The organism is Pseudoalteromonas simplex, assembly GCF_015278155.1.
In the GTDB taxonomy this organism is placed as follows: Bacteria; Pseudomonadota; Gammaproteobacteria; order Enterobacterales; family Alteromonadaceae; genus Pseudoalteromonas; species Pseudoalteromonas simplex.
Map to the genome: position 1 here is coordinate 42,019 of NZ_JADILN010000011.1, position 22,040 is coordinate 64,058.

The 22,040-nt window shown below is 41.8% G+C and carries 15 protein-coding genes; 6 read left to right on the forward strand and 9 right to left on the reverse strand.

Annotated features, from left to right (window positions below):
* The first annotated feature begins 95 nt into the window (after positions 1 to 95).
* The 3 genes from IRQ78_RS16990 (at position 96) to IRQ78_RS17000 (ending at position 4,445) form a co-directional block, all read left to right on the forward strand.
* Positions 96 to 1,979: a propionyl-CoA synthetase gene (locus IRQ78_RS16990; protein WP_054551846.1), complete on the forward strand. Its 1,884-nt coding sequence runs from the start codon at positions 96 to 98 to the stop codon at positions 1,977 to 1,979.
* Positions 1,980 to 2,091: 112 nt separating this feature from the next.
* Positions 2,092 to 3,759 (forward strand): asparagine synthetase B family protein, encoded by a 1,668-nt coding sequence (locus IRQ78_RS16995; protein ID WP_054551847.1) that lies wholly within the window; start codon positions 2,092 to 2,094, stop codon positions 3,757 to 3,759.
* 116 nt (positions 3,760 to 3,875) lie between these two features.
* Complete coding sequence (locus tag IRQ78_RS17000; protein WP_054551848.1) at positions 3,876 to 4,445, forward strand: DUF2799 domain-containing protein; 570 nt, start codon at positions 3,876 to 3,878, stop codon at positions 4,443 to 4,445.
* Here IRQ78_RS17000 and IRQ78_RS17005 read toward each other — a convergent pair.
* From IRQ78_RS17005 to IRQ78_RS17025, 5 genes are all read right to left on the reverse strand, one after another.
* A complete protein-coding gene (locus tag IRQ78_RS17005; protein ID WP_054551849.1) occupies positions 4,431 to 6,113 on the reverse strand; it encodes a sensor domain-containing diguanylate cyclase in 1,683 nt (560 codons plus the stop codon). The genes IRQ78_RS17000 and IRQ78_RS17005 overlap by 15 nt on opposite strands.
* 130 nt (positions 6,114 to 6,243) lie before the next feature.
* Positions 6,244 to 7,557: a DASH family cryptochrome gene (locus IRQ78_RS17010; protein ID WP_194442739.1), complete on the reverse strand. Its 1,314-nt coding sequence runs from the start codon at positions 7,555 to 7,557 to the stop codon at positions 6,244 to 6,246.
* Between the two features lie 96 nt (positions 7,558 to 7,653).
* Complete coding sequence (locus tag IRQ78_RS17015) at positions 7,654 to 8,127, reverse strand: VOC family protein (RefSeq protein ID WP_194442740.1); 474 nt, start codon at positions 8,125 to 8,127, stop codon at positions 7,654 to 7,656.
* Between the two features lie 139 nt (positions 8,128 to 8,266).
* Positions 8,267 to 11,827 carry an ImpA family metalloprotease gene (locus tag IRQ78_RS17020; RefSeq protein WP_194442741.1) on the reverse strand — a complete coding sequence of 1,187 codons (3,561 nt, stop codon included), beginning with the start codon at positions 11,825 to 11,827 and terminating at the stop codon, positions 8,267 to 8,269.
* A 143-nt stretch (positions 11,828 to 11,970) separates the two neighbouring features.
* The gene (locus IRQ78_RS17025) at positions 11,971 to 13,224 is read right to left on the reverse strand and encodes an MFS transporter (protein ID WP_194442742.1); all 1,254 of its coding nucleotides are present in this window, start codon (positions 13,222 to 13,224) and stop codon (positions 11,971 to 11,973) included.
* Positions 13,225 to 13,475: 251 nt separating this feature from the next.
* Here IRQ78_RS17025 and IRQ78_RS17030 point away from each other — a divergent pair, with 251 nt between their 5' ends.
* From IRQ78_RS17030 to IRQ78_RS17040, 3 genes are all read left to right on the forward strand, one after another.
* Complete coding sequence (locus tag IRQ78_RS17030) at positions 13,476 to 15,845, forward strand: TonB-dependent receptor domain-containing protein (protein WP_194442743.1); 2,370 nt, start codon at positions 13,476 to 13,478, stop codon at positions 15,843 to 15,845.
* A 158-nt stretch (positions 15,846 to 16,003) separates the two neighbouring features.
* On the forward strand, positions 16,004 to 16,924 hold the full coding sequence (locus IRQ78_RS17035; RefSeq protein WP_194442744.1) for an alpha/beta fold hydrolase: 921 nt from the start codon (positions 16,004 to 16,006) through the stop codon (positions 16,922 to 16,924).
* A 43-nt stretch (positions 16,925 to 16,967) separates the two neighbouring features.
* The gene (locus IRQ78_RS17040; RefSeq protein ID WP_194442745.1) at positions 16,968 to 17,663 is read left to right on the forward strand and encodes an ATP-dependent Clp protease proteolytic subunit; all 696 of its coding nucleotides are present in this window, start codon (positions 16,968 to 16,970) and stop codon (positions 17,661 to 17,663) included.
* On the opposite strand, the gene IRQ78_RS17045 is transcribed toward IRQ78_RS17040, so the two are convergent.
* The 4 genes from IRQ78_RS17045 to IRQ78_RS17060 form a co-directional block, all read right to left on the reverse strand.
* Entirely contained in the window at positions 17,660 to 18,736 is a 1,077-nt protein-coding gene (locus IRQ78_RS17045) for a hypothetical protein (protein WP_187489949.1), read from the reverse strand. The genes IRQ78_RS17040 and IRQ78_RS17045 overlap by 4 nt on opposite strands.
* Before the next feature lie 141 nt (positions 18,737 to 18,877).
* Complete coding sequence (locus IRQ78_RS17050; RefSeq protein ID WP_194442746.1) at positions 18,878 to 20,245, reverse strand: alkaline phosphatase PhoX; 1,368 nt, start codon at positions 20,243 to 20,245, stop codon at positions 18,878 to 18,880.
* 112 nt (positions 20,246 to 20,357) lie between these two features.
* A complete protein-coding gene (locus tag IRQ78_RS17055) occupies positions 20,358 to 21,011 on the reverse strand; it encodes a hypothetical protein (RefSeq protein ID WP_194442747.1) in 654 nt (217 codons plus the stop codon).
* A 15-nt stretch (positions 21,012 to 21,026) separates the two neighbouring features.
* On the reverse strand, positions 21,027 to 21,839 hold the full coding sequence (locus tag IRQ78_RS17060) for a MipA/OmpV family protein (protein WP_194442748.1): 813 nt from the start codon (positions 21,837 to 21,839) through the stop codon (positions 21,027 to 21,029).
* Positions 21,840 to 22,040 lie beyond the last annotated feature (201 nt).

Consider the following 22,040-nt stretch of genomic DNA (forward strand, 5'->3'; position numbering starts at 1 on the left):
TGCCGACCAAGGTCGCATATTATTTAATCAAAAACCGCCCTATATTTTTTAGTACGTTGTACAAATCTCTCACTAAAAAGTATAGGAGCCTCACAATGGCGGGCGAATATCAACAACAATACCAACAGTTCCAGCGCGATCCGGGTCAGTTTTGGCTTGAGCAAAGTAAACGAATTCCTTGGTTTAAAGAGCCAAGTGCCCCTTATCAATATGACGATAATGATTTTTACCATTGGTTTGCCGATGGTCAACTAAACACTTGTTATCTAGCCCTCGACCAACATGTCGAAGCAGGCTATGGCGACCGAACTGCACTAATTTACGACTCCCCTGTTACCAATACTAAACAACAATACACTTATGGCGAGTTACAAACTCAAGTTGCTAAATTTGCAGGACTCATGCAATCCCTTGGCGTAAGCAAAGGTGACCGTGTAGTCATTTATATGCCAATGATCCCACAAGCGGTTATTGGTATGCTAGCGTGTGCTCGCCTTGGTGCCATTCACTCCGTTGTATTTGGTGGTTTTGCACCGCACGAACTCGCGGTGCGTATTGATGATGCAAAGCCTAAGCTTGTGCTTACTGCGTCTTGCGGGGTCGAAATCAATCATGTGATTGAATATAAACCACTGCTTGATGAAGCACTCGAAAACGCCCAGCATACTGTTGAACACTGTATTGTCTTTCAGCGTGAGCAAGCCATTGCCGAGATGCAAGATGGCCGAGACATCGATTGGCAATCAGCCTCTGATGCAGCAAGTTCAGTCGATGCCGTGCCGGTTGCAGGTGACGACCCGCTTTATATTCTTTACACCTCAGGCACCACAGGCACACCTAAAGGGGTGGTTCGAGAAAACGGTGGTCACGCTGTTGCAATGCATTACAGCATGGAGACCGTGTATGGCATGAAACCCGGCGAAGTATTTTGGGCTGCTTCTGATATTGGCTGGGTGGTAGGTCACTCATACATTGTATATGCACCGCTTATTTATCGCTGCGCTACCGTACTTTATGAAGGCAAACCCATAAGAACCCCTGATGCCAGTGCGTTTTGGCGTGTTGTAGAAGATTATAAAGTCACCGCCTTATTCAGTGCTCCTACTGCGTTTCGCGCTATTAAAAAAGAAGACCCTACCGCCGAGGGCTTTAAACAATACGATACTTCGAGTTTAAAACGTTTATTCTTGGCCGGTGAACGCCTAGATCCTCCCACTTATGAATGGCTAAAAGACAACACCGGCTTGCCCGTACTTGACCATTGGTGGCAAACAGAAACAGGTTGGGCCATTGCGTGTAATCCAATTGGTATTGAACAGCTTGCCACTAAGGCGGGTAGCTCAACGGTGCCAACACCGGGCTTTGATGTACAAATTCTTGATATGAATGGGCAGCAGTGCTCAGCAAACGAAAATGGTGCGGTGGTAATTAAACTGCCCTTACCTCCTGGCTGCTTACCAACAATTTGGCAAAACAATGAACGCTTTCAAGCGGGTTATTTAAGCGAGTATCCGGGTTATTACCTCTCTGGTGATGGTGGCTATATTGATGACGATGGTTATCTATTTATTATGGGTCGTACCGACGATGTAATTAACGTTGCGGGTCATCGCTTATCAACCGGTGAAATGGAAGAAATTGTTGCAGCCCACCCTGCTGTTGCTGAATGTGCAGTATTTGGCGTTAACGATGCACTCAAAGGGCAATTACCTATGGCGATGATAGTGCTCAAAGACGATTACCTTGGCGATAGCAAAGAAGTCGAGCAACAGCTAGTCCATTCTGTAAGGCATCAAATTGGTGCCATTGCCTGCTTAAAGAATGTTTTGCATGTTGAGCGTCTACCAAAAACCCGTTCAGGGAAAATACTCAGAAAGAACTTACGCCAATTGGTCGATGGTGAAGAACTACAAATTCCATCTACCATTGATGATGCGAGTATATTTGATGAAATCAACCAACAACTTAACAATCGCTGATCTGCGTTTGTAATTTTGTAATGTTACCAAAGGCCTTGTTTAAGGCCTTTATTCGTTTTGGCCTATGGCTTGCAACTTTACTAATAAGTTAGCAAACGAAAAGGTGGTTAACATGGCTATTATTGCAGGTTATTTCCAATTCAATGATTCAGATAAAACTGACTTTAAGTATATAAATCAACTAGCTAATGTATTTAGTAACTATGAAGAAAAACATGTTCGTTTTTTTAATTGCGAGTATGGAGCCATTTTTCAGTATGATTTTGATGCCTATCAGCAGGCGAGCTGGTTGCGAACTGAGTCGCAAATTGCAACACTCATTGGACACCCTCTCATATCAAGCTCTAGAACACAGGACCTAATTACACTTGCGGGCTGCGAGTCTCTCGACTTTTCTTTGCAGCAATGCGAAGGAGTATTTAGCTTTTGTCAATTTGATCTGCAGAGCCAGCGCCTAACATTAGCGACTGATCCACTTGGATTAAAACCTTTTTATACCTTACAAACACAGTATGGTTTACTATTTTCCACTAACCTTAATTTATTCAAGCAGTTGGATATCCAACTACAGAACAATCCGGATGCATTAACTGAGCTTGCCGTGCTTGGTTATCCTCTTTTAGATCATACGCCGTTTAAAGACGTAAAATGCTCATACCCAAGTGAAATGCTATGCTTTAATGCAAAACAGGGTGTAACTAGAAAAAGATATTTTGATTGGGTATCACTTGCAAAACAAAAGCTCGTTGCACCAGATGCAATTGAAGGGATCTCAAAGGCTTTTAAAACTTTAGTTGCAAAGGCAAAACATAAAGATAAAACCATTCTTAGCACTTTATCTGGCGGTTTAGACTCTAGGCTTATTAACAGTGAGTTATTGCGCCAAGGCGTGCAATTGAAGTCGTTTAACTTTTCGCAATCTGATAGCCAAGATCTATTTTGTGCTAAACAATATGCATCACAAAATGCAGTACCATTAGAAGTAATACAAGTTTCAGACACCCAGCGGCTATCTGTCGAACAGCGCCTTGGCAAATATTGGCGTAAAGCGAAACATCAAGATTTCACTAACGTATGCAGACCACAAATAAGCTGGTCAGGAAATGGCGGTAGTGTTGGGGTCGGGCTTATTTATTACGGTGATGAAATTTATGCTGCAGCAAAAGAAAACAACTTAGATAAACTAATCAGTGCTTACCTCAAACAACAATACGCTTTTTTACCTAAGTCAGTTGTTCATAATGCTGAACAATTACAACAAAAACTGATAGCTAACTTAAAAATTAGCTTCGAACCACTCGCTGAATTACCACTTGAAAAAGCATTTCAATTATTCTTGCTGCTTAACGATCAACACCACCATTTGAGTGTTCCTAACGAGCAGGTTTGCGAATTTAAAATGGAGTTTTTCCATCCATTTTATTCGTGGAAGGTCCTACAGTATCCGTTGGGTTTACCGGTGGAGTATGTTCGCAAACACCGTTTTTATCAACGATGGTTAAAAACCGATTACCCACGAGCTTTACTTGCGCCTTGGCAAACTTACCCAGGACACTTGCCTTGCCCAATAACCGTCAAGCATCAAACCCAATGGCAATTGAATAGCGCAAAACTTATGTCGCCCACAGAACTATTAAAGCTATGGTTTAAAATTATGTTTTTTGACCGCCATTTATTGATAAAGCGCTGCCATTTCACTTTACTTTGCATCTTACAGTTAACTCATTTAAAGAATGTTCAGCCTAATTTACGTGTTGCTCAGAAATTCTGCCAATGGTGAATGAAGTTCAGGCCATCCATTTTGAATTAATTGCTTTGAAGTAAAAACAGCTTTCTAACAACGAACTTTTCGGGCTAGAATCTATTCAGTTATTAATATCATAAGCTGAGATTTTAATGAGAAAATGGACTCTTCCTCTACTGCCACTAATCGTATTAGCAGGCTGCACCTCGGTTAGCAAAAATGAATGTTTACAAGCTGACTGGTATGGTATTGGTTATAAACATGGTGCAGATGGCACTGAGTATCGCGATGGCATAGATGCACTATCACAATGCAGTGAGTATGGTGTAAATGCTGACATTGCTAAATATAAAGTGGGATACGATCAGGGCCTCGCTACATACTGTGAACCAGAAAATGGCTTTACGTTAGGCATGCAAGGCGCATCATACAATGGTGTCTGTAATAGCACAGCGTTTCGTAAAGCATGGCAAGAAGGTAACGATAGATATCAAGTGCAACAAAGACTGAGTTATATTGATAATCGTATTGACGATATCGACCGTCGATTAAAAGATATTCGTGGCGAGCTAAACAGTAACCACCTTAATAATACTCAGCAAAAAGAGCTTTATCGAGAACGCAAAGATTTAGAAAACGAGCGTATAGATTTGCGCAAAGAACGCGCATTACTTCCGCTTTTGAATAAACTGCCTAGTGTTGAAATATCAACCGAGTGGTGAGACTTTTAGAGCCAATTTCATTTCATACATTTGTTTATCAGCGATGGCCAAAAGTTCCTTTGCACTGTGTCCGTGTAAAGGATACATGGCGATACCAAAGCTCGCACTTACCGGCTGAACCGTTTCATAATCTTGCGCTACTTTTTTAACCGCCTGCTGACATCGTAGCGCTATATCTTGGCACAAACTAGCCTTTGTTAATGAAGGTAAAACAATAACAAACTCATCACCACCAATGCGCGATAGCACATCTTTATCTCTCATTTGTAAACGCAATTGCTGACTAATGTCCAGTAATAAATTGTCACCCTGTTCATGACCATATGTATCATTAACGAGTTTGAAATTATCAAGATCAAGATAGATCAATGCAAATTGGTTATGCTCTGCTGGCGTTCTTTGTGAGAAAGCACGCAATTGAATATCGAGTCCTCTGCGATTCAATAGCTTAGTAAGTGGATCTTGATTAACTAGCTCATTGAGAAGCTGGCGCTTTTCTACCGCCGAAGAGATATCATCAAATGCACCGATATAATGAGAAACTAAGCCATTTTCATCATACAGTGCATCTATGGATAATTGCTCAGGAAACACCTCTCCTGACTTTCGCTTATTCCATACCTCTCCTTGCCAACAGCCTTTATCGAGCAACTCAGTCCACATTTGTTGATAAAACTCATCTGGTTGCTTCTTTGCAGAAAGTATTGAAGGTTTTTTACCTATTACCTCATGCTTCTTAAACCCTGTTATTTGCTCAAAAGCAGGATTTACATCAACAATCACAGACTCAGCGGTGGTGATCAGAATCCCTCGGCTAGTTGTAGAAAAAACAGCCGTTAATAGTTTAATTCTCTCATTACTTTTAACTTCCTCTGTAACATCCTCAGAATAACCATTCCATTCTACACTGCCATCAGCTCGGGCTATAGGAGATGATTTTGCCGAAATCCAGATCTGTCCTTTTTTGGGGTGGTTAACGCGAAACACTTCACACCAATCAGTTAGCTCTGCACGTGAATGCTCAATACTTCGTACAATACGTTCCAGATCATCTTGATGTATCGCTTGCATAACTCTATCTGCTGATGACTCAATATCTTTGGGAGAGCAGCCATAGATATCAAATACTTTTGATGTAGCAAATGGGAAAAACGCTTCATCTTTATTGTCTATTACATATTGATAAACAAAGCCTGGGAGGTTATCAGTGAACTTTTTTAGTTCTTGATGTAGGAATTCAATTTCGCGTTCTTTTTGCCATTGTTCCGTAATATCAATATGTATTCCAACCATCCATTCTGGATTACCGTTTTTATCCCACGTTTGTACTTGGCCTTTATCAAGCACTTTAACCCAGTGGCCTCGTTTATGTTTCATACGCGCTTCACAGACATATCGCGCTGATTCACCTTCGAAGTGCTCATTTAATAATTGCTCAGATTTCACTAAGTCTTCAGGGTGAGCAAAGGTAAGCCAAGTATCAATTGAAACGGGTTCTAGTTCGCACAGAGAATAGCCAATGATATCTGCCCATTTATCATTAAAAATTGTTTCGCCTGTTTGCACATTCCAGAGCCAAACTCCCACATCACCACTTTCGAGAAGCAACTGTGCAATATCTAGTCCTAGCTGCGACTTTAGTTCATTGTAAGCTTCACTAAATGCCATAATCTGCCTTAATAACTAGCCTAATGATAAACAATTAAGTCTTATTCATTATTTTAGTTAAAAAGGCAAAAAATACTAAAATATAATCAAATAAATATACTCTTACAGATTTATTGCGGATTGGTATTTTTCACCTTGACGGCCAGTCAACCTCATCAACCGAGTCAAAAAGCGTTGTGGTCGTTTGCTCGCCATTCCATTTGCGAATGTAACGTGACAACGGATCATAAAGCGCTGTTTGCTTATTGATATGAAAGTGACGCCCACCTCTAGGGTCGACACCGACACCCGCAATATATTGCCAATTGCCCCAATTTGCAGCCACATCATAATCAATAAGTTGCTGTTCGAAGTAAGCTGCACCATAGCGCCAATCAAGAGCTAACTCATTAACCAAACAGCTTGCTGCAATCTGCCGCGAGCGGTTAGATATAAAGCCTGTTGTGTTGAGTTCATGCATTATCGCATTTACCAATGGAAATGGAGTGCAGCCATTACACCAAGCAGTGAAACGCTGGCTGTTAAACGTTGTTAGCGGCGCACTTTGCTTTTGACCTTTGAATAAAAAAAGCTTTGCTCCCGCTTGCAGTGCATGCCATTTGAAATATTCGCGCCATAGCAATTCAAACTTTATCCAATAGCTCGACTCATTTGCACCGTTTTGATGCTCATATTTTTCAACTTCGTTATACAGTTGTTTAGCACTAATTGTGCCTCCAGCGAGCCAAACACTAAACTTAGTGCTGTTGCTAAAGCCATCTAACTCATTGCGAGTCTCTTTATAGCTGCTTGGTGCTTTTGAGGAAAAGTACGCACTGCAATGTTGCTGAGCTGCAAATAAACCTCCTTTAAAGTTAGCTGACTGGGTAACTACGTCAGCAATATTGTGTTCAGCGCATAACTGTACTGGGTGAGGTAATCGGCTGACCGCAGGTCGCGGTGCAGCTATAAAGGTTGGCTCAGCTTCTACTTTTTTACGAAAGGCGGTAAAATTTTTTGGTAATTCATCAAGCTGAAAAGGTAAGTCCGCTGCTTTAAACAAGGTATCTTGCTGATAAGTTTTCACGGCAGCTTGAGGGCATAAAGCTTTAATTTTTTCGAGCTGTTTTTGCTCATAAACGCCAACTTGCTCGGTACAAACCAATGTTTCAATATTATATTTTTGCAAACGCTGGCTGATTACATACTCAGGCTCACCTGTGATCATATGAAGTGTTTGGCCAAGATTCTCAACTGCGTTTGCAAATGCAGATAGGCTCTCAAGTAAAAAGTTGTACTTATGTTCCCCATATGGCTTCTGTTGGTAATTAGTTTGCCTAAACCAACGCGGTTCAATCACAAACACTAAATCAAGCTCGCCAGCAAAATCTGCTAATTCAGATAAAATTTCATTATCAGCTAGGCGTAAATCATTTTGTAGCCAATATAAAACTCGTTTTTTCATGGGATAACTCATATGTTTTAACATACATACGAATACCCTTCTTATCCGGATTTAAATATCAGAACAAAATGATTAACTATAATTTGCAGATAGGTATTAAGCATCTTGCTCTTTACTCATAAGCTCGCTCATGCGCTGCATAAGCTCTTGCTCACTGAGGTCTTTTTTGTGTGTACCTATAGTCCAAATATGGCCAAAAGGGTCTTCTAGAGTCCCTGACCTATCGCCATAAAATTGGTCATGTACTGGACGCAGCTCTTTCGCCCCAAGCGATAAGGCTTTAGCAAAAACAGCATCGACGTCTTCAACATACAGCATAATGCTCACCGGCGTACCGCCAAGTTGTTGCGGCGATTTAAATTGCACATCAGGGCAATTATCAGAAAGCATAATATGAGAGTCGGCTATTTTTATTTCAGCATGCGCCACCCCACCATCAGGCAGAGGCATTTGCATTACAAGCTCTGCATTAAAAGCTTGTTTGTAAAACTCTATCGCCTTAGTGGCACCTTCAATAACCAAATACGGGGTTACCGCATGGTAACCTTTTGGGATTGCAGAAACAGCCATGTTACACCTCAACGTTAAATGTGTGAGTTATAAAGGTAGCAGTTGTAGCTAATTTCACTAATCTAATGATAAAAACGCCAGCGAAATATTTCGCTGGCGTTTTAAATACGAATACCAATCAACTTAACAACGCGGTGTATTATTCAGGCCAGCTTTGCGTCCCATCAATTGCAACTTCTGTTTGATTTAACGTCGTGCAATAGCCAGTGGCAGATGAGGCATAGTAAACATCACCTAATACCGTGTAGTTTTTCGCTTTAACCTGCTGTTTTGCTTTGTCTGACGTTGCCATGCCCCACATGCTGAAGTAGTCGCTCAAATCGAGCTCGGTTGCTTCTGAAAGCACTATTAATAGCCAATCATTGTTGCCTATGCTTTGTGCCTCCGACAAGCTGTAGCTTGAAAAGCCAAGTGCATCTTTTTGTGCCTGCCAAGCAGCCTCACTGTTATCAGCTAGATTAAACGCACGCTCCAAAATGTGTAAGCGAGGGTATAAATGCCAGCCGTTTTCAAGCTTATTGTGTGCCTGTGCGGCCATCATAATTTGTAAATAAATAGCGTGGCTTTGCGACCACTCTGACATCGCTAAAGCTTGCATATAAGCAAATGCATCTGCGCTTTGTTTACTGGCTTGTAAATGATCGAATAGGTTCTCGAATGGCAAGTTTTGGCACGATGCCGAAAAGCCGGTTTCATCCTCAAACTTCGACTTACTGTAGTAGGAGTAAAAATTGGTATTTGAATGGCCACCAAACCCTTCGATACGAAAGCGCCCTTTTTCAAGTCCATGTCCTAACTCATGGATATCGCCATGCCCTGTTGGATTAAAATTCCAACCTGCGTCATACGGATTGCCCGAACAGCCCCAACCACAGGTCGGCTGGTCAGCATTCATATGTTTTACAATATCAATTGTTTGTACTTCAATATTGCGTTCACTCGCAAAGCCATGAATTTCGCTAACCACATCGATGCCCGGCCCTTTGAAACCAGCAAGTACATGCGGATAGTTATGGGTATAACGCTCTACAGCATGGGCGAAGTCAGACGCTACAGGCCAATAACCATCGTTAATTGAAATACGCACTTTCTCGAGCTTTGAATGCACCTCAAAACCACCGGTTGCCACCTCAGCCCAATCATAGTCACCTTTTTCAAGCAACTCAGCAAAGCGCTCATCATCACTGCTGCTACGCCAATACGGGTGCTCACCTACATTGCTAAATTCAAAGCTGACATCTAAATCATTTTGATCAAACTCAATTTGAATTGGTCCACCATAAGGTGACGTAAAATAGACCGTTTCATTTGTCTCTATAGGGACATGAACCGACTGCAATTTAGCGGGTCGATTATAGCCATTGCTGCTCATGTAATGTGTTGCGCCATCGCGCAGAGTATTAACAAACACCTTGGTATTCACTGCTTGATTATCGGTGCGTTTAACAGCAAACGTTTGCCCCGGCAAGGCATACACACCCGTTGAGCGAAAATACGCCTTACTCTGCATATTCACGGTGACGGTTTTAGGTGTTACATGACTAAAATCACTACGGCTGAAATTCCCCATATCAACTTGAAGTGGGTTAACTTTACGTATATTTAATACCGCATGATCAGTAAACAGGGCACGAAAGAAGCTTGTATTATCGGTGCTTAGTTTATCCATCGGGAAGCTCACTACTTGGCGATAATGATCTGCAAGCAGCGCCAGTAACTGATAAAAACGATAGCCTTGCTCAGTAAAGATATCTGTTTTAGCTTGGTCAAAACCTCTAAACACCGAATTAATGATCGTTGCCGCATCACTAAACTGTTGCTGATATTGGCTTTCAGCTGGACAGCTTCGATTATCGCAAGCACTTAAATCAACACTAAATTCGCTGCTTTTAAAGCGGCTAAGTAAGTCTTTAACAGTTTGCGCATCAGTTGGCAAGCTGTCGTTGATAGCAATTGGGTTCCAATTTGCCAATTCTAACCGGTGCCAGTAGTTATCACCTGCAACGCTCACATGGAGTAATTCAAATAGCGCTTTACCTAGTGCCGTTTGACTACCATCACGCTGAATATAGATCACTGCTATATCGTTTTCTTGCGCTTGCTTTACTGCAGCCACAACATTATCAATATTTAATCCTTCACGCTCATGCTGAGAGATAATCAGGATATCCGTGTCAGATGTTAAACACGCCGCTAAAGCGTCGTTGTCACAACTTGCATTGTCGTTATAGCTCACCATGCCTTCATATTGACTATCAAACCACTCTCGCGTTTTGATCCTATCTTGAAAGTAATAGCTTTGATCTAGTTGTGCTAATACAAGTTTGAGTGGCTGCTCTGCGGTTATTTCTCTGCCAGCTAACCATGTGGTGCTGTTTTTCAAAAACTGAGTCATTTGCTCGTTAATGGTATTTCGATAAGGATTACTACCAAATACCAAGTAACGGCCTTGCTCACCATCACTAGTCCCGACTACAGCAAGATTTCTAATTTTTGTCTCGTAGCCATCTTGCCAACTATTGTTGGTAAGTAGTACCGGCTCATTGAATGGATACGTGGCATTTAATAGCGTTGCATCCCAGGTTGGATACCAGCTTAATTCATCAAGGGTGGAGCTTGAGCCAAACCCAAATAAGCTATTTTTAATGCTTTGAAAGCGCGCTTTGTGGGTATCAATTTCATTAAGTGTCGCATCAAGAAGTAATTCGCTGTTTGGCACAACCAGCGCATTACCCGTTTCGAGTGCCTCGGCCACATAACTTTGAGTAATGTTTAACACAAACTCGAAGCTAGTTTCTGTACGTGAATCAGAGGCTGTGATTGTGAATTTATGTTCACCAAGTTCTTCATTACTCGCGGTGCCTGATAAGATGCTAGTTTGCTCATCAAAACTTAGCCACGTTGGTAAACCTGTTACGGTTAAGCTCACATCATCGTTGTCTGCATCGTTGCTGATTAACTGCACACTCAATGCCTGCTCAGCACGCACTTCACTACTCAGTGGAGAAACCACCGGCGCTGAGTTTGCTCTGGCAGCGATGTTAAATGTTTGCTCTGCCTGCTGCGTCACTTCGCCATCTGAATAACGAAAACGAATTTGCTGTTCGCCCGTATTCGCAAACAAGGGCGTGCCGCTAAAACTGAGGTTAGTCGCATCAAAGCTAAGCCAATCAGGTTTACTAACTTCACTTATTACCACAGTGTCATTTTGTGCATCAGTAAATGTTAGCTGGTAAGTATAAGCTTGGCCTTCATTGCTATCCGATGGTGTAGACGTGAGCGTTGGCGGCGTATTTTCGACAAGCTTGGCTTCTACATTAATATCAATCAAAAGCTGGGCAGACAGCTGCCCATCAGTGACCGTAAACTCAATGTTTGCATACTTACCTGCTTGCTCTGGCGTGCCACTGATACTTGCTGAGGCTTCATTAAAACTTAGCCAACTTGGTAAGTTTGTTACAGACAAAGTAAGAGGGTCATTATCTGGATCAGAGACTTCAGGACTAAAGCTTAAGGTTTCACCAACACGTAAAGTCTGTGATTGACCGCTGATTTGCGGCGCTTGATTTTGTGGTGTTTCGGTTACAGGAGGGGTTGTTGTTTGTTTTTCATCTGAGCCTGAGCCGCCACAAGCAGCAAGTGTTAGCAATACAGCCGAGCATAATAGCGAGCGTTTGCACAAAGAGTAAGGTGCGTTCATTGAGTTCTTATCGGTATTGTAAACAATTTTTTAACATTATAAGCCGATACTACAAACTAATATCTCGGAAAAAATACGTAAATTGATATCGCTGTCATTAATTGTTAAAGCGTAAAAAGCCCCATGAAGGGGCTATTTAAAGGTTACGAGCTTGGGTTTGCAAAATCGGGTCTGGGTAACTTTTCGAGTATGGCGTATAAATAAATCACCACAACGCAAAGCCCTCCTGCTACAAAGAACAAGGTTGGGCCATTGTAATAATCTAAAATTAAACCACCTCCGAGTGGCGCTAAAGCAAACCCTAAATCATAAAACGAAGCTGCGCCAAAGTAGGCACCACGAAGATGAGAAGGCGCCAGCCTATCAAGGTGAACGTTCATCGTCGGAAACAAAATGGTTTCGGCCAAACTCATCACCACTATCGCACCAATCCAGCCCCAGAATAAATCGATTGGATTAAGTGCTAGCCAAAACTGCGACACCATCAATAGCATCAAGCCAATTTGAATGCGCACCGTTAGGCTAAATCGCGCCATCATTTTTAACAGCAGAAATTGACTTGAAATGATCACTAACGCATTGGTAAAAATAAGCGCAGAAATCAATGCAAGTAGGTCGGGAGCCTCTGCACGAGTTAAGTATTGTATGAGTGAACTATCCATTTGCGCATAAATAAACATGCACAAAATATTGGCTAAAATTAAACACTGCAACAGCTTATCTGCAAATAAAATACGTAAAATTTGCTTGCCCTGTACAGCTGGTTTTTTCTCTTCTGGCTCGTCGATTGCGGCAGTATTTTTTGCAGCTTTATCACTAAAATTAAAGCCCCAAACAAGCAGCACCAATAAAATAGCGAATGCCCCTGCGGTAATATAAAAGCTCGACTGCTCACCGGTTAAACCTAGCCATACTCCGGCTAATGGGCCCACCGCACAGCCCACATTAACAATAAAGTACAGCGACTGCATGGCCAGCTCACGAGTTTGTGCATCATCAATAATATCGCCAATTGCCGCACTGGTTAATGGTCGCCAAAGCGCAGTCGCAATCGAGCATAAGGTCATCACAATCACATAACCGGCCACGGTTTCTACCTCAGCCAACAGCGAGAAAGAAATGATATACAGCACGCCGGTAATGTACATCAGCGTATGCCGGCCCACTTTATCGGATAGGCTACTGCCAATAAAACTGGTAAACACCGAAATCACCGCAGCACTGGTAAGTACCAACCCGACTTCTGTTGCCGATAAAGCAAACTTTTCGTACAAAATCACCGCGAGAAATGGCCATACCATGTAATAGCTGCCACGGGTAATAAACGAGCCAAATAAGAAGATCCACATAAGCACAGGAAACTGCTTAAAGCGCGCTAAAGAGATGTCTGAATTCATTATTTTAATTTTTATGGTGATGATGGAAGCACTATACATTAACAGGCTTTAAGATTGTAAATTGACTTCGCTTTAATCATCTTATTTTACTAATCAACAAAAACATAAATAGAAAAAAGTTGTAATAACTGTAAATGCAACTTGAAAAAGATTAATCTAAATAAGAATAATTATTGATTGTATTTTTCATTTCTGTACTATACGCAGCGTCCCTCAAAGGGATAACCTACAAAAAGAACTGGAACCCTACAATGAAATCAATAAAACCAAGCTTACTGGCACTTGCCATAGCAACACATTTTTCAGCCTTTGCTGATGACGCTAAGCCGAAACAAGATATGGAACGCTTAGTAATCACTGCAACAGGTTTTGAGCAAAAAGTTACCGAAGCACCTGCAAGTATTTCAATTATCACCAATGAAGATATTAAGTCTCATGCCTTCACCTCAGTACTTGATGCTGTGCAGTATTTAGAAGGTATCGACATTGGCACAACTCGTGATAAAACGGGCCAAGGCAGTGTGAGTATGCGTGGTTTAACAGGTGAATACACCTTGTTACTAATTGATGGTAAACGCCAAAATAACCATGGCGACATTTACCCAAACAATTTTGGTGGCAACGCGTTTAACCACGTACCACCGGTTGATGCGATTGAGCGAGTTGAAGTAATTCGCGGTCCTGCATCAACACTTTATGGTGCAGATGCGCTGGGTGGTGTAATCAATATCATCACTAAAAAGCACACTGACAGCTGGAGTGGTGCAGTATCTTTTAGCCGTTCACTACAGCAAAACGATGATTTTGGTGATGACATTACCACTGACTTTAGTGTGATGGGCCCGCTAATTAAAGACGTATTAAGTTTAGGTGTGCGCGGCAGTGTTTACGAGCAACAAGCATCATCGCCAACATTTGAACCTGCGACCGATCCTAATGGTGTTGTACATACTCGTTCATTAGGCTTTGGCAGTGGCGGTCGTACCGTTAATAACACAAATGAGCAGTATGGTTTTACGTTAACTTATACCCCGTTTGAATCTCATCATTTACGTTTTGATTATGACAATTCAAGCCAAGTGTACGACAACACACCTAGCTACGACATTGAATCAGGCACCATTACTTACCCACTTGGTACTAAAGATAACATTGAATCAATTTGGCAAGATCGCCGCGGCCAAGTAAACCCGCGCGCAGGTTACGCCGCAGACCAAGAGTTTGACCGTGAATGGTGGTCACTCAGTTATGATGGCGATCTTAACTGGGCAACGGTAAAAGCCTCTGTGTCTTATGTTGATACGCAAAACAATGGCCGTACTTTACCACTGAGTGTAAGCGAGCGATTAGAGCTGCAAGCTATGTACGATGGTACTGGCGAATACGAAGGAATGGACGAGCAAGCACGTAAAGACTTAGCTGAAGAAACATTCTTACCACGCCCTGCTCGCCCACTTGAAAGCAGCCAATATACCTATGACTTACGTTTTGATATTCCAATCGAGGGGCGCTTTGGTAGCCATAACCTAGCAATTGGTGGCCAGCTTATCGACGGTGAATTAAAAGACGGTGTATTTGGTCTTGAAAGTGATCAAGCTGGCAAAGTACAAGAGCAAAACATGTACTCAATCTTTGCCGAAGATAACTGGATGGCAACTGATAACTTCACCTTTACACTTGGTGCTCGTTACGATGACCACGATGTATTTGGCAGCCAAGTATCACCTCGTGTTTACGGCGTATATAACTTATCTGACACTTGGACCTTAAAAGGTGGTGTAAGTACAGGTTACAAAACACCAAAAACAACTGACCTTTATGACGGGATCACCGGATTTGGTGGCCAAGGCACAAGCCCATTTGCAGGTAACCCTGAATTAGAACCAGAAACCAGTGTTAACTCAGAAGTTGCACTTTACTGGACTTCACTTGATGGCGATCACAACATTAACGTGACTTACTACAACACCAAGTTTGAAGACAAAATTGCTAGCGGCGATACAATTTTAAGCTGTGAACAAACTAACGACGTACGTCCATGTGTGAACCTAGGTCAATATGATCAGCTTGGCTACGATAGCTACAGCCAAAAGATCAATATCGACGAAGTAGACCTTCAAGGTGTTGAAATTGCTGGTCAATACACAATCACTAAAACAGTGTCTATTAACGGTAACTACACGTGGACTGATAGCGAACAAAAGAGCGGTCCTGAACAAGGTCAACCATTAACTAACTCAGCTGAGCACATGGCAAACCTAACCCTAAACTGGGAAGCGACTGACTTTATGAACTTATACCTACAAGGTGTATATCGTTCAGACCGTTACCGCGGTTGGGATAACGTGCACGATAAAGCGCTGTATTACAAAAACTACAACCTACTTAATTTAGGTGCGCAGTTTTATGTAAATGAGTACGTGCAAATCAATGCCCGTGTAAACAACCTATTAGACGAAGATTTCACCTCATATAGCACTAGCTATACCGACCTAAATGGCGATGGTGAGTACGAATACCTAACAGGTCGCGGTGTAGTTAGCGAAGTTACATTCACAGACGACTACAACGTTAAAGATAAAGGCCGTAACTTCTGGATTGGCGTTACCGCTTACTTCTAAGTAAACTCCCTGAAAATAGACAGCATGTAGTCATATGCTGTCTATTTTCCTTACCGTCCCTATTATTGCTCCTGTTATCAGTATTCTTTTTACTGTCACTAAATTGCCAACTTCACACATTAAGCTGATGGTACCTGCGTAAGCCTATTTGTCAGTCTATGGAACATATCCTTACAGCCAGCGGTATCTGTATTAGTTATCAAGATGAAGGCGATAAAAATGCGCCGGTGATCATCTTAATTATTGGCTTAGGTGCTCAATTTACCGTTTGGCCAGAGTCGCTATATTTTGGCTTGGTCGAAAAAGGCTTTCGGGTTATTCGTTTTGATAATCGTGATGCAGGGCTATCCTCATCGTTAGATGAGTTAGGCAAGCCGAGTCTCGTAAAGCATTGGCTTAGCCGCCGATTACCCATTCGCGCAAAACTGCCCTATTCGCTCGATGACATGGCTCGCGATGTAAAAGAATTAATGGATGCACTGGCTATCAAAAAAGCGCACTTAGTGGGGGCGTCGATGGGTGGCATGATTGCGCAAATTGCCGCGGCAAAGTATAAAAAACGTGTACTGAGCTTAACTTCAATTATGTCGAGTAGCTCGCCGTTATCGTTTTCGGGATCAAACATTAACCTTTTGGTAAAGCTCGCAAAAATACGCCCCCGAAGCAATAATAAAGAAGCCGCGATTGATTACAATGTTAGGCTCAACCAACTCATTGGCAGCCCAGCCTACCCACAAGATGAACACGCTTTATACGCCAACGCTGAACGCTATATTGAGCGGGCCCACACAAATCAAACAGGCTTTAAACGTCAGCTTGCAGCCATTGCCGCAACGCCTTATCGCGAGCAATTACTAAAAAAGATTAAAGCGCCCACGTTAGTAATTCACGGCAGTGCTGATCCTGTTATGCCGCTGTCTGCGGGTATTAACACCGCCCTGTTAATAAAGCGCAGTAAGTTAAGAGTCGTGCCCGGAATGGGCCATGATTTTCCACCCGCTTTAATGAAAAAAATGACTAAGTGGATAGCTAAACATGCCGCTAAAGTCAGCGCCAAAAAAGCCGCTAAAAAACCCTAAAAGCATGATAGAATTATCATACAATTTATAAGGTTAGCGTTTTATGTTACGTGTATTTTTTAGTCTATTTTTAATCATCCCTTGGTTAAGTTTTGCCGGTGTGTCACTGAGCGAGCAGCGCATTATTTATCAAGGCGAAATTAATGCCAAAAACAATCAACATGTTGCACAGCTTTTGGCTGAGCAGCAAAACATAAACAGCATACAAATCACCAGTGGTGGCGGAAACATTGATTTAGGTATGGATCTCGCCGAATTGATTTTGGCGCATAATTTAAAAGTTCATGTAAAACAATTTTGCTTTTCGTCGTGTGCTAATTACGTATTACTTGCAGGAAACCCTACCACCATAGCTAAGAACGCCATTGTCGGTTGGCACGGCGATGCCGCTTCAGCTCGCTGGCGAGATAGCGATATTGATGCCATGGTAAGCCATTTAAAAGAGCCAGAAAAAACAACCAAGTGGCAGGCTTTGCGCACTCAATACGATGAAATAATCGCAAAAGCCATGGCTCGTGAAAAAGCCTTTTATGCAAAACGCGGAGTTAATCATGACTTGCTAACGATTGGTTTATCTAAAGAGCTAAAACCTGCAGCTGTGGCACAAAAAGCCAGAGGCTGGAGCTACTCAAAAAAAGCACTCAATACACTGAATGTGAGTAATATTGAGTTTGCAGATTGGCAGCCCCGCTCAGCAAAGAACTTTCCGTTACTAATAATTAGTGACCTTGGGGATTAGCTTTTGTAATCACGGATATAACGGTAATCAAATTCGGTGTCATCTAGAATGTCGCAATAATCACGAAAATCATTACTCTGCATTTGCTGAATATCGATGATCACCGACTGCTCTGTTACGAGTTTTTTAAAGCTTTGCAATAGCGTACGTCCTTGCTTTGCATCTATATGGCAACCGAATTGATAAATGTCATATAGCCGAGCGAACTGATCACCGCTCTGCCTTGAGCTTGCCATGAGTGCTTCACCACGCTCAAAAGCAAGCATTCTTCCCAGAATAAATTGCGCTCTAGGTTCATTTTTATGTTCAACGAGATAACGTAAAATAGTTTCTGATTTAAATGTATCTTGTGGAAAATTCCCCTGATAAACGCCTCGCTCATCAAAGTGACGACCCGAATAGTAGGCAAAAGCATAGCTAAATGCTTTTTTGTCAGACAAGGTTGCAAGAAACTCATCATCTGTTGGAATATGTTTTGCTCTAAACTTAGCTGCTTGATGTTGCTCTTGCTCCACCTGTTTTTCAACAAACAAATACTGCTGGTGAGCAAATGCACCAACGGCGCCTGCAAAACTCAAACATGATGTAGCAATTAGGGTACTCGGTAATACTACCAACCAATGATTTTTAATTTTTTTATACCCTGCCAGCTCCCCCGATTCATACACCTCAGCAAATAACTTATGGTCAATAAATGGAATGCTTTTACGTGCAATAAATGCTGCTGACCAAGAGCCAAGTGCAAATAACAAAGCATAAATTGATAAAGACAATGTACCGCTGATCAAAACCTCTGAACTGAGCGCAACAGCGATTACAGATAGGTATGCAATAAGTGAAATAACTGAAAAGATACGATCATAGCCACGCCCATGAATACGAACGGCTAGGCCAACGAGTACGCCGCTAATCACTAACATTACTGGCCCAATAGCACTTTTAATTGAAAATACTGTGATCCATAAAATAATGATTGGGATACTCCAGCACGCTACGCCGATTGCGGCTGCAAGTGGACTTTGCTTAACTAGTTTTGCTTTAACTTGCTCTCGACTCTGCTCAGTAACAGACATATCAACTCCATTTTCGTTTTATTATTATTTTCCTGTGAAACAAAGTGATTCTAACTAGAACAGCTGATTATAAAAAGAGGAACAAAAATTTCGTGATACAAAAAAAGCCACCTCGCAGTGGCTATTTAAAATAGACTTTAATTAAACACTAAATTGATGCCATGGGCCTGTTATAGCAAGTGTTTTTGAAGGTGAGTAAACGTTCACAAACAAAGTGCTACCATCGGGTGAAAAACAGGCACCAGCCAGCTCAGTTTGCGCCACTAAGCGGGCAAAATTATAAACTTGGCCTTGGGGTGTCACACCACGAAGATGATTATCAACCACATCGGTGTATTGGTCTTCACAAACAATTAAGTGACCATTAGGTGATACGGTTAGGTTATCGCCAAAGTTGTAGAGAGTTTTGCTAGTACTTTCTACAAACAACGAGATCTTACCAGGTTGCTGTGCTTCTTTATCTGTGCCCTCAAATTCTGATGGCTGATATTTCATAACCTGACCAAGTTGTTTTTTACCACCATTGGTACAGCAAAAATAAAGCTCTTTATCACCCCAGTGAATACCTTCACCGCGAGCAAACAGTGCTGCACCTTGTTTGTATCCGCGCAGGCGTAGGTCGTCTTTCGGGCTTTCAGGATTATCTAGATTGACCCACTCAACCTCAAGCTCTTGATGTAGCCCCATGGCTTTATTATTCCAGTTACGGCTATCGAATTGTGGCTTACCTTTTACCACCATCGCTTGTAATTGCCCGCCTTTATGCAGCTTGCCATATTCATTTGGAATAAAACGATAAAAGACGCTATCACCTTTATCTTCAGTTAAATAAACAATGCCCGTACGCGGATCAACGGCAGCCGCTTCGTGGTTAAATCGACCCATGGCTTTTAATGGCTCAGGTTTAATTAAGCCTTTGCTATTTGCGGGTACTTCAAAAATATAACCATGATCTTGGTTAAATCCATCGGCTTTAGTATCTGTGGTTTCTTCGCACGTAAGCCAGGTGCCCCATGGCGTAATACCGCCAGAACAGTTACGAATAGTGCCGACCAATGACAAGTACTCTTGCTCTTTTTGATGGGTTTTTAAGTTATAAATGATATGACTTGTGCCACCCGGTAACGCCACACCGTCACTGTTAGTATCAAAAGCCAGAGGTGTTTTATGATTGGCAATACTTGCTTCAGCTTTCGCTAAGTCTTTTGGTTTCAGCTCATGGTTTCGCACTAATGCAACACGGTCATTACCAAGCGCTAGACAGCCCATGCCATCAGCTTTGTCCGGTACTGTAAACCCATCAGACATTTTCTCACCTAGGCTTGAAACTACTTGATAACTAAAGCCCTCGGGTAAGTCGAGCAATTTATCTGGATCAGGAATTAACGGACCAAAGCCCACAGCCGTTGTTTTTAAATCACCTAACGACACTTTACCTATGGCACTTTTTGATAATCCTAAAAAGGCTAATGTGCCCGCCCCTACTAAAAATTCTCGACGTGAAACCATGCTAACTCCAAGCTCAAAACCAGCTTTATCATACAAATAAAAAAGGCATTATATAGCAATGAAACTATAAAAAGTTACATTATCACAATATTCACGAAATTGTCATAAAGCACTACTCTTTGATGATTGCTAGTTGCTCATTAGGTAGCAGCACAATTAAGTAACCACGCTGCTCTAAGTTACAAAAATCAAATTCAAAACCGGCAATTTGTAAGTCACTAGCGCAATGAGTTAACGGTATATAAGCTGTTGCTGTTGCTTTAGTTAATTCACTATTAGCAAGTTTATAGCTGTAGTTCGTATTGCCGATAAAACTAACCAGCCTAACCACAGGGTAATCACCACTATCTACAGCCTCAGTGCGTGCTAAAAAAGCCAGTTTCAGCGTTTCGCCATCCATATAAATGATCACATAATTAGCTATATCACTAACAACCCACTTTTGTAGATGAGCTTTTATTTCAGCATCATAAAAAGCTGCAAAGCCAACCTTTCCGACCACAGAACGCTTAAAGTTAAGCTTTTCAAAACCACCGTAGCCATCGATTGATTGTTGGAAGTTCTGCTCCTTATAAATTGCGCTTGTTGGTGTGTTGTTTCGTAGGTTCATCATATAAAAATCAACCGGGTACTCGCTAAAGTTATAAACATAATAGTCACTTTCATAGACACCTTGGTATAAATCGTCTTCGTCAAACACTTCCTCTTCAGCGCTATTGCAACCAGTTAGTAAGAGTAAAATGCATAATCTCAGTAGATAATTCATTGCTCATCCCTTTTTCTAAAAACGATAATTTATAGTTGCAGTGAATTGCTGCTTGGCAGTTTCTCCCACGAGCGGGCTTTTTTTGATAGTTGAGTCAAGTTGCTCATACCGCAAGCTCGTAAAAACAGACCACTGCTCATTAAAAACATAAGTCAGGTTTAGCGAGGTGAATGGGTTAAGGGCTGCACTTGGCTGATATTCATATCTGCCAAACTCAGGGGCGATATTGCCATTAGCTATGCCATACAGGTATTGAGTGTATTTTTTATCTTGCCAATAAAAACCGAGATCAGCACTTAGCTGTAACCCTAATCCTTGGCCATAAATCGGTAGGTTATAGCGGGCAAGAAACGTAAGTCCATCGGAGTGATTCGAAATATCTTGCGCTAAACGAACAAAAAGCTGTTTATATTGCAGCTGAGTTCTGAAAGTTAGCTCACCTTTGCCGTCTTTATAGTCAGTGAAAACCTCATCATCCGACAACTCATCACTAAAGATTAAACTGCTATCGTAGGTTTCATCTCGGAGACTAAGCCCCATTGACGCTTCAAATTCTGCGCCTTGTAAAAAGGCATATTGCACTAAGCCATATTTAGGCCCTATGCGCCAGTTGCCTTTTCGGGCGTTGAAGTATGGCAAGACCATGGTTTGAATATCGTGATCTCGCCATGCTGTATCAATAGCCAATTGTGCAGCACCGACCTCCATTTGCCATTGCTGTGATTGCTCATCGGCCTTGGCATCATCAACAAATAATGCTGCTAAACAATAAGTTGCAATCAACAGATAAGAAAAAAGACTATTTCGCAGAAATTCATGTTTGGTCATGATAATGTCCCTATATTGGTGTTTTAATGCAGTTTAACGCCTCACCATTAGGACTGACTTGCTGCAAATGTCACATATTTAATCGTGACATTTGTCATATACATAAACGAATAATTGCGGATTAAACTAAGCGTATGAACAAACTCTTGCAAACGTTGATACATCGAAGCGATTTTATACTCTCAGCAATCACCTGGGGGT

Excerpts from the sequence above, each read along its gene's own strand:
- IRQ78_RS17030 (WP_194442743.1), top strand. The coding sequence starts at position 13,476 with ATGAAATCAATAAAACCAAGCTTACTGGCACTTGCCATAGCAACACAT.
- IRQ78_RS17015 (WP_194442740.1), bottom strand. The coding sequence starts at position 8,127 with ATGGCTGTTTCTGCAATCCCAAAAGGTTACCATGCGGTAACCCCGTAT.
- IRQ78_RS17035 (WP_194442744.1), top strand. The coding sequence starts at position 16,004 with ATGGAACATATCCTTACAGCCAGCGGTATCTGTATTAGTTATCAAGAT.
- IRQ78_RS17055 (WP_194442747.1), bottom strand. The coding sequence starts at position 21,011 with ATGAATTATCTACTGAGATTATGCATTTTACTCTTACTAACTGGTTGC.
- IRQ78_RS17025 (WP_194442742.1), bottom strand. The coding sequence starts at position 13,224 with ATGAATTCAGACATCTCTTTAGCGCGCTTTAAGCAGTTTCCTGTGCTT.
- IRQ78_RS17005 (WP_054551849.1), bottom strand. The coding sequence starts at position 6,113 with ATGGCATTTAGTGAAGCTTACAATGAACTAAAGTCGCAGCTAGGACTA.
- IRQ78_RS17010 (WP_194442739.1), bottom strand. The coding sequence starts at position 7,557 with ATGAAAAAACGAGTTTTATATTGGCTACAAAATGATTTACGCCTAGCT.
- IRQ78_RS17045 (WP_187489949.1), bottom strand. The coding sequence starts at position 18,736 with ATGTCTGTTACTGAGCAGAGTCGAGAGCAAGTTAAAGCAAAACTAGTT.
- IRQ78_RS17060 (WP_194442748.1), bottom strand. The coding sequence starts at position 21,839 with ATGACCAAACATGAATTTCTGCGAAATAGTCTTTTTTCTTATCTGTTG.
- IRQ78_RS17040 (WP_194442745.1), top strand. The coding sequence starts at position 16,968 with ATGTTACGTGTATTTTTTAGTCTATTTTTAATCATCCCTTGGTTAAGT.
- IRQ78_RS16995 (WP_054551847.1), top strand. The coding sequence starts at position 2,092 with ATGGCTATTATTGCAGGTTATTTCCAATTCAATGATTCAGATAAAACT.
- IRQ78_RS17000 (WP_054551848.1), top strand. The coding sequence starts at position 3,876 with ATGAGAAAATGGACTCTTCCTCTACTGCCACTAATCGTATTAGCAGGC.
- IRQ78_RS16990 (WP_054551846.1), top strand. The coding sequence starts at position 96 with ATGGCGGGCGAATATCAACAACAATACCAACAGTTCCAGCGCGATCCG.
- IRQ78_RS17020 (WP_194442741.1), bottom strand. The coding sequence starts at position 11,827 with ATGAACGCACCTTACTCTTTGTGCAAACGCTCGCTATTATGCTCGGCT.
- IRQ78_RS17050 (WP_194442746.1), bottom strand. The coding sequence starts at position 20,245 with ATGGTTTCACGTCGAGAATTTTTAGTAGGGGCGGGCACATTAGCCTTT.